This window comes from Rhodosalinus sediminis (assembly GCF_003385555.1).
GTDB lineage: Bacteria > Pseudomonadota > Alphaproteobacteria > Rhodobacterales > Rhodobacteraceae > Rhodosalinus > Rhodosalinus sediminis.
Window position 1 is genome coordinate 20,361 of the sequence record NZ_QOHR01000025.1, and the last position, 7,809, is coordinate 28,169.

The 7,809-nt window shown below is 75.1% G+C and carries 6 protein-coding genes; 2 read left to right on the forward strand and 4 right to left on the reverse strand.

The genetic code is table 11. The features are described 5' to 3' along the window. Window positions 1–33: 33 nt before the first annotated feature. The 3 genes from DRV84_RS13375 to DRV84_RS13385 form a co-directional block, all read right to left on the reverse strand. Entirely contained in the window at window positions 34–1,299 is a 1,266-nt protein-coding gene (locus DRV84_RS13375) for an MFS transporter (protein ID WP_115981579.1), read from the reverse strand. A gap of 857 nt (window positions 1,300–2,156) precedes the next feature. Beyond that, window positions 2,157–2,909, reverse strand: coding sequence for an SDR family NAD(P)-dependent oxidoreductase (locus DRV84_RS13380; protein ID WP_115981565.1), 753 nt, complete (start codon window positions 2,907–2,909; stop codon window positions 2,157–2,159). Window positions 2,910–2,979: 70 nt separating this feature from the next. Continuing rightward, window positions 2,980–3,603, reverse strand: coding sequence for a hypothetical protein (locus tag DRV84_RS13385; RefSeq protein ID WP_115981567.1), 624 nt, complete (start codon window positions 3,601–3,603; stop codon window positions 2,980–2,982). 203 nt (window positions 3,604–3,806) lie between these two features. On the opposite strand from DRV84_RS13385, the gene DRV84_RS13390 reads away from it, so the two are divergent. Then, window positions 3,807–4,850 carry an aldo/keto reductase gene (locus DRV84_RS13390; protein WP_115981569.1) on the forward strand — a complete coding sequence of 348 codons (1,044 nt, stop codon included), beginning with the start codon at window positions 3,807–3,809 and terminating at the stop codon, window positions 4,848–4,850. Between the two features lie 5 nt (window positions 4,851–4,855). Then, window positions 4,856–5,902: a tRNA 2-selenouridine(34) synthase MnmH gene (gene mnmH, locus DRV84_RS13395; protein ID WP_115981571.1), complete on the forward strand. Its 1,047-nt coding sequence runs from the start codon at window positions 4,856–4,858 to the stop codon at window positions 5,900–5,902. 101 nt (window positions 5,903–6,003) lie between these two features. Here the strand turns inward: mnmH and DRV84_RS13400 are convergent, their stop codons facing one another. Next, the gene (locus tag DRV84_RS13400; RefSeq protein ID WP_115981573.1) at window positions 6,004–7,692 is read right to left on the reverse strand and encodes a chloride channel protein; all 1,689 of its coding nucleotides are present in this window, start codon (window positions 7,690–7,692) and stop codon (window positions 6,004–6,006) included. Window positions 7,693–7,809: the final 117 nt, after the last annotated feature.

Below are 7,809 nucleotides of genomic sequence, written 5' to 3' on the forward strand. Positions count from 1 at the left end.
CGGCGCGTCCTTAACCCAAGCCGCGGCGGCGCGCTAGCGGCCCGGCGGGCCGTCCTCGTCGTCCCGGCGCAGGCCGTTCGCGCCCTCGCGGATCGCCGCCATCAGCCGCCCCACCACGAAGGACGTGCGCGGCGCCCAGACGTAGGGCGTCCGGCGATCGGCCGCGGGCCGCGCGCGCATCCGGATCAGCCCGAAGGCGACGAGCCCGCCGTGCGCCACGGCGATCATCGCGAAGAGCGCCGCCGGCCCGAAGCCGTCGATCAGCGCCGAGGAGAGCCAGGGCGCGAAGATCGCGCCGGTGGCGAACCAGAACATGTGCGCCGCCGACAGCTCCACCCGCTGGTCCGAGCGCGCGAAGTCGTGCGCATGCGCCGCCGAGATCGAGTAGACCGGGAAGCTCGTCAGCCCGAAGAGCCCCGCGATCGCCAGCACCGCGCCGGTGCCGAGCCCGCTGCCCGCGACGGTCACCGCGCAGCTCACGATGGCGGCCGTCGAAAAGCCGATGAGCACCCAGCGCCGGTCGAGCTTGTCGGCGAGCCACCCCGCCGGATACTGCGCGAGCGCGCCGCCGCCCACGAAGGCCGCGAGGAAGAAGGCGATCTGGTCGGCCGCGAGCCCGACCTGGCTGCCGTAGACCGGCCCGACCATGCGGAAGGCCGCGCTCGAGACCGCGGCGACCAGCACGCCCGCCACCGCGAGCGGCGAGATGGCCAGCGCGAGGCCCGGCCGCAGCCGCGGCGCCTCCGGCGTCTCGGGCGGGCGCACGGTGGTGAGCGTCAGCGGCAGGAGCGCCGCGCAACAGAAGAGCGCGAGGATGTTGTAGGAGACGTAGGAGGCGGGCTCGAGCACGCCGATCATCAACTGCGCGGCGAGCGAGGCGCCCATGTCGGCGACCCGGTAGGTGCCCATCGTCCGGCCCCGCGTGGCGTTGGTGACCTTGGCCTGGAGCCAGGCCTCGATCACCGTGAAGGAGCCCGCGATGCAGAGCCCCTGTGCCACTCGCATCGCGGCCCAGGCGTAGGGGTCGAGGATCAGCATGTGCATCAGGATCCCCACCGCCCCCATCGCGGTGAAGGCGGCGAAGGCGCGCGAGTGCCCGACGCTGCCCATCAGCCGGGGCGCCCACCAGCAGCCGATGAAGAAGCCCACGAAATGCGCCGAGCCCAGAAGGCCGATCTGCTGCGTCGTGAAGCCGAGATCGAGCCCCGAGAGCGCGTCGAGCGGCGCGACCGCGCCCGAGGAGAGCTGCAGGAAGACGACCGAGAGGAAGAGGGCGGCGAAGGAGAGAAGAAGGCGCATGACGCCGCCCATCTTCGCAGGCCCCGAGCCGGCCGCAAGCCGCTTGACGACGCTGCGGCAGGCGCGACCGCCGGATCGTCGCCCGGACGCGCGCCCAAGGGCGCCGCGCGGCGCGCGCCGCGCGGACACCCGGCCGCGCCGTCGCGCGTGGTCCGGCGCAGCGGGGAGGCTTCTGCGGGGGCGCTACGCGGTGCCGTCGGTGCGCGCCCAAGAGCGGGAGGCCGAAGAGCGCGGCGATGTCCTGCGGTGGTCCGAACCGGCCGGCGCGGTCCGCCCCTGGCTCTGCGGATCGGTCCCGCCCGCTCGCCTGCCGGGGCGCGGACGCCTCCTCGGGCGGTGCGAGCCGGCTCGCGCGCAACCCGGTGCGGCCGCCGGATCGTCGCCCGGACGTGCGCCCAAGGGCGCCGCGCGGCGCGCGCCGCGCGGGCACCCAGCGGCGCCGTCGCGCGGTCACCCGGCTGCGGCGTCGCGCGTGGCCGGCGCAGCGGGGAGGCTTCTGGGGGGCGCTACGCGGTGCCGTTGATGGGTACCCGCGACCGGGAGGCTTGTCGGCGCGGCGGCGCCTTGCGGTGGTCTGAACCGGCCGGCGCGGTCCGCGCTTGGCTCTGCGGATCGGTCCCGCTCGCTCGCCTGCCGGGGTGCGGACACCTCTTCGGGCGGTGCGAGCCGATCCGCGCGCAACCCGGCGCGACCGTCCGATCGTCGCACCGCCGTGCGCCCAAGGGCGCCGCGCGGCGCGCGCCGCGCGGGCACCCGGCTGCGCCGTCGCGCGTGGTCCGGCGCAGCGGGGAGGCTGCTGGGGGGGCGGCGATTTGCGCCGCCGCGCCGATCCGGCCCTGGGGCGGACCCGTGCCCGGCTACTGCGCGGTGTAGCCGCCGTCGACGAGGTGGTAGCTGCCGGTGACGAAGCGTGCGCGGTCCGAGAGCAGGAAGGCGGTCAGCGCGGCGACCTCCTGCGGCTCGCCGAGGCGGCCGACGGGGTGCATCCCGGCGAGGCCGGCGCGCATCTCGGCGTCGAGGTTCTGCAGGAGCGGCGTGTCGATGAAGGCCGGGCCGACCGCGTTCACGCGCACGCCCTGCTCCGCGTATTCGAGCGCCGCGCTCCGCGTGAGGCCGACGAGCGCGTGTTTCGCGGCGACGTAGGCCGAGGACTGCGCGATGCCGACGCTGCCGAGGATGGAGCTCATGTTGACGATCGCGCCGCCGCCGGCCTCAACCATCTTGGGGATCGCGTAGCGCATCCCGTAGAAGACGCCGTGCAGGTTGACGCCGATCACCTGGTGCCAGCCGTCGAGCGGGTAGTCCCCGACCGGCGCGCGCGGCCCGCCGATGCCGGCGTTGTTCACCAGCATGTCGAGGCGGCCCGTGCGCTCGGCGGCGAAGTCGACCATCGCCTCGACCTGGGCCGCGTCGGAGGTGTCGACCCGGGTGGGATGGGCGGCGCCGCCGGCCGTCTCGATGGTCTCGGCCACCTCCCGCGCGGCGTCGGTGTCGAGATCGGCGACGATCACCGTCGCGCCGGCGGCGCCGAGTTCCTGCGCGATCGCCGCGCCGATGCCCTGTCCGGCGCCGGTGACGAGGGCGGTCTTGCCGTCGAATCGGATGTCCATGGATGCCTCCGGATCGCTCCTGTGATGCGACCCTTGTCGCAGAGCGGCGCGGCCGGCGCCTTAATCCAGATCAGTCCGCCATCGCCTGCGCCGTCGCGGCGAGGCGCCCGCTGCCCTCCCGGGCGAGATGCCAGCACGCGGGCGGTGCGCGGCGGGCGCGCCGGCGCTCCAGCCGCCAGCCCTCGGCCGTCGGCGCATGCGCGGGCGCCATCCACCAGCGCGTCTCGGCGCCGCGCGCGCCGCCCGCGCCGGGCGTGAGCAGCAGCCCGAGCGGAATGGGCCCCGCCGCCGCCGCGCCCGCCTCTGCGGCGAGCTGCAGCCGGCGCACGGGCGTGAGCGCCGGGCACGTCGGCAGCTCGGCCACCACGAGCGCGAGGCAGCCCGCGCGCAGCGCCTCCTCGGCGCACCAGAGCAGATCCTCCTCCCGCCGGGGGGTCGCGAAGAGCATCCGGCCCGGGTCGGCGAAGCGGCGGAGCCCCTCGGGGTTGAGCCGGGCGCCCGCCCACTCGGGCGCGATCCAGAGCACCTCGCCCCCGGAAGCGGCCTGCGCCGCGCCGGCGACGAGCGCGGCGAAGACGTGCCGCGCCGGCCCGCAGCCCTCGTGCACCCGCCCCTGATCGAGGGCGAAGCCGCCGGGCAGGGCGAGGGCCGGGCGCGTCGTCCCGGTGTCGCGGGCGAGGAGGGCGTGGGTCATGGGGCGGAGGGTAGTTCGTTCACCATATGTTCTCAAGAGCGCGCCGCGGGCGGGGGGAGGGGGCGCTGCCCCCTCTTGGCCTGCGGCCAATTCACCCCCGGAGTATTTCGGCCAAGATGATGGCGCGGCGCGCGTCCGCCGGTGGCTTGCGCCTGCGGCGTGGCGGGCTAGGGTGCGGCCCGCAGCCGGGGAAGGAGACGTCGATGCGCCGCAATCCGCTGGGCCGGACGGGGATGGAGGTGAGCGAGCTCTGTCTCGGCACCATGACCTTCGGCACGCAGACCTCCCGCGCGGAGGCCCATGCGCAGATGGACCGCGCGCTCGAGGCGGGGGTCGATTTCCTCGACACCGCGGAGATGTACCCGGTGAACCCGGTCGCGGCGGAGACGGTGGGGCTGAGCGAGGAGATCGTCGGCGACTGGTTCGCGCGTGGCGGGCGCCGCGACGCCTGGGTGGTGGCGACGAAGCACTCGGGCGAGGGGATGCGCCACGCCCGCGGCGGGGCGCCGATCACCGCCGAAACCATCCCGGAGGCGATCGAGGGCTCGCTCCGGCGGCTGAAGATCGACTGCATCGACCTTTACCAGTTTCACTGGCCGAACCGGGGCTCCTATCACTTCCGGCAGAACTGGCGCTACGATCCCTCGGGGCAGGACCGGGCGGCGACGCGGGCGCACATGGAGGAGGCGCTCGGCGTGCTGGAGCGGCAGGTCGAGAAGGGCAACATCCGCGCCTTCGGGCTTTCGAACGAGACCGCCTGGGGCACGGCGCAGTGGCTCGCGCTGGCCGAGGCGGGGCACGGGCCGCGCGTCGCCTCCATGCAGAACGAGTATTCGCTGCTCTGCCGGATCTACGACACGGACATGGCCGAGCTTTCGGTGAACGAGGACGTGCCGCTCCTGCCGTTTTCGCCGCTCGCGGCGGGGCTTCTGAGCGGCAAGTACCAGGGCGGGGCGGTGCCCGCGGGCTCGCGCCGGAGTATCAACGCGACGCTCGGCGGGCGGGTGACGCCGCGCGCCCTCGAGGCGGTGGCGGCCTATCACGCGCTCGCCGGGCGCTTCGGGCTGGACCCGGTGCAGATGGCGCTCGCCTGGGCGGCGCGGCGGCCCTTCGTCGCCTCGGCGATCTTCGGGGCGACGCGGCTCGATCAGCTGGAGCATGCGCTCGGCGCGGCGGAGGTGACGCTGTCGGACGAGCTCTGCGCCGAGATCGACGCGGTGCACCGCGCGCATCCGATGCCCTACTGACGGGCATGGCGCTGGAACTCGCCTCTCTCGCCGATCTGGACCGCCTGCCGGCGGACGAGATCATCGACGTCCGCGCGCCCTCGGAATACGCCGAGGACCACCTGCCGGGGGCGGTGAACCTGCCGGTGCTCTCGGACGCGGAGCGCGCGCGGGTGGGGACGATCTACGTGCAGGAGGACCGGTTCCGCGCGCGCCGGATCGGCGCGGCGCTGGTGGCGCGCAACGCGGCGGCGCATCTGGAGGGGCCGCTCGCCGACCGGGGCGGCGGCTGGCGGCCGCTGGTCTATTGCTGGCGCGGCGGGCAGCGGTCCGGCGCCTTCGCCGCGATCCTCGGGCAGATCGGCTGGCGCGTGGAGGTGATCGCGGGGGGCTACCGCGCCTTCCGCCGGCTCGTGGTGCGGGCGCTCTACGACGATGTGCTGCCCTTTCGCCTGATCCTCGTCGACGGGATGACGGGGACCGGCAAGACGGAGCTTCTGGGGCATCTCGCCGGGGCCGGCGCGCAGGTGGTCGACCTGGAGGGGCTGGCGGCGCATCGCGGCTCGGTCTTCGGCGCGGTGGCCGGCGGGCAGCCGGCGCAGAAGCTCTTCGAATCGCGCCTCGCCATGGCGCTCGCGCGGCTCGATCCGGCGCGGCCGGTCTTCGCGGAGGCCGAGAGCGCGAAGGTGGGCGCGCGCATCCTGCCGCCCTCGGTCTGGGCCGCGATGAAGCGGGCGGCGCATGTGCGCCTCGAGGCGCCGATGGCGGCGCGGGCGGACTACCTCGCGCGGGCCTACGCCGATCTGACCGCCGACCCCGCGGCGCTCGGCGCGGTGCTGGAGAAGCTCGTGCCCTATCACGGGCGCGCGCAGGTGGCGGCCTGGCAGGGGATGGCGCAGGCGGGGGACTTCGCCGCGCTCGCGGGCGAGCTCATGGCGGCGCATTACGACCCGCGCTACGCCAAGTCGGCGGCGCGGCGCGGCGCGCCCGCGGGCGTCGTGCGGCTCGAGCGGCTGGGGCCGGAGGAATTCGACCGGGCCGCGCGGCGGATCCTCGCCGAGGTCGGGGGCTGACCCGTGCGAAAAGGGTGGGGGCTGTCCGCCCCCCTCTTGGCCTGCGGCCAATTCACCCCCCGAGAGTATTTTCGCCAAGATGATGGGCGGGACCCGATCGGTCAGGAGTGTTCCTCCTCGGCCGTGGCGGCGAGGGCGCGGTTGTAGGCCTTGAGCGCGTCGACGTGGAAGAGCGCGCCCTGCAGCTCGGGCGCGAGGTCCGTGCCGGTGAGGCGGACCACCGGGATGAAGGGGAGCCCGGATTTCTCGAAGATCGGCATGGCGGCGTCGAGGGTGGCGTTGGCGTCGACGTAGATGCCGTTGCCGATCATCTCCCAGAGGCGGGTCTCGTCGGGGGCGCGGTCGTCCATCGGGCCGCGCATCACGCCGGCGACGCGGGCGATCTGCAGGAGGTATTCCTGCGGCCCGGCGGCGAGGTGGACGCCGCGGCGTTCGAGCTGCGTCAGGAAGAAGGAGCGGTCGACGAGGCGCGAGGCGAGCGCGGTCGAGGTGGAGACGGCGACCATCACGGCGAGGCCGGTCTGCCAGTCGCCGGTGAGCTCGAAGACGATGAGCGTGGTCGAGATCGGCGCGCCGAGCACGGCGGCGGCGACCGCGCCCATGCCGGCGAGGGCGTAGAGCGTCGGCGCGCCGGAGGTCTCGGGGAAGAGCCCCGTCGCGACGAGGCCGAAGGCGAGGCCGGTGAGCGCGCCGAGCATCAGCGACGGCGAGAAGACGCCGCCGCCCATGCGCCCCGCGACGGTGACCGCGACGGCGACGACCTTGACGATGCAGAAGATCACCGCCTCGCGCAGCAGCAGATCGCCGGTGAGCGCGCGCGTCGTCGTCTCGTAGCCGACGCCGATGACATGCGGGAAGGCGACGGCGATGGCGCCGAGGAGCGCGCCGGTCGCGGCCGGGCGCGCCCAGAGCGGCAGGCGGGCGCGCGTCTGCACCGTGTCGCCCATGTCCTCGGCCCAGAAGACGGCGCGCATGGTCGCCACCGCCACGAGGCCGCAGAGGAGCCCGAGGAGGAGGAAGGCCGGGATCTCGGCGTAGAACTCGAGCACCGAGCCGCCGGGCAGGATGAAGTTGGTGACGTCCCCGAAGGCGAGGCGGCCGAGCACCGTGCCCGCGGCCGCGGCGATCACGATGGGCGCGAAGGCGTGCAGCGCGAAGTGGCGCAGCACGACCTCCATCGCGAAGAGGGCGCCGGCGATGGGGGCGTTGAAGCTCGCCGAGACGGCGGCGGCGACGGCGCAGCCGAGGAGGTCGCGGCCGGTGATCCCGTCGGCGCGGATCGCGTTCGACACCCAGGACGACAGGAGCGCTGCGAGGTGGACGACCGGTCCCTCGCGCCCCGTCGAGCCGCCGGTCGAGAGCGTGATCAGCGAGCAGGCGGTGGAGGTCAGCCCCGCCTTGGTCTCCACCCGCCCGTCGTGGAGCGCCGCGCCCTCGATCACGTCGGCCACGGCGCGCACGCGGCCGTCGGGCGTCAGGAACTGCAGCAGGAGCCCCACGGCGAGGCCGCCGGCGATCGGCACGGCGACGATCCACCACCAGTCGAGCGTCTCGGCGAAGCTGTGCAGGCGGTGCAGGTCGTCGGCGCCGTAGGCGGCCTCCTGCAGGGTCTCGATCCCGAAGCGGAAGAGCACCGCCGCCGCGCCCGCCGCGATGCCGAGGCCGAGGGCGATGAACCAGAACTGCACCTGCCCCGGCCCGCGGTGGCGCAGGAGCTGCCAGCCCCGCCGGAAGGTGTGGCGGGTATGGACGATCTGCGCCAGGAGCGGGTTGCGCGGGGGGGCTTTCATGCGCGGCGTCCCCCGCGGCGCGGCGCGGTGTGGCGCGCACACGCGGCGGCGCTCGCGCGAGCGGGCGGGCGGGGGCGCATCGGGGCGCCGCGGCGTGGCGCCCGCGCCGCCCTGCGC

Bases quoted from the DNA above. Each gene is read 5' to 3' on its own strand.
- DRV84_RS13375 (WP_115981579.1), bottom strand. From the start codon at position 1,299: ATGCGCCTTCTTCTCTCCTTCGCCGCCCTCTTCCTCTCGGTCGTCTTC.
- DRV84_RS13380 (WP_115981565.1), bottom strand. From the start codon at position 2,909: ATGGACATCCGATTCGACGGCAAGACCGCCCTCGTCACCGGCGCCGGA.
- DRV84_RS13385 (WP_115981567.1), bottom strand. From the start codon at position 3,603: ATGACCCACGCCCTCCTCGCCCGCGACACCGGGACGACGCGCCCGGCC.
- DRV84_RS13390 (WP_115981569.1), top strand. From the start codon at position 3,807: ATGCGCCGCAATCCGCTGGGCCGGACGGGGATGGAGGTGAGCGAGCTC.
- mnmH (WP_115981571.1), top strand. From the start codon at position 4,856: ATGGCGCTGGAACTCGCCTCTCTCGCCGATCTGGACCGCCTGCCGGCG.
- DRV84_RS13400 (WP_115981573.1), bottom strand. From the start codon at position 7,692: ATGAAAGCCCCCCCGCGCAACCCGCTCCTGGCGCAGATCGTCCATACC.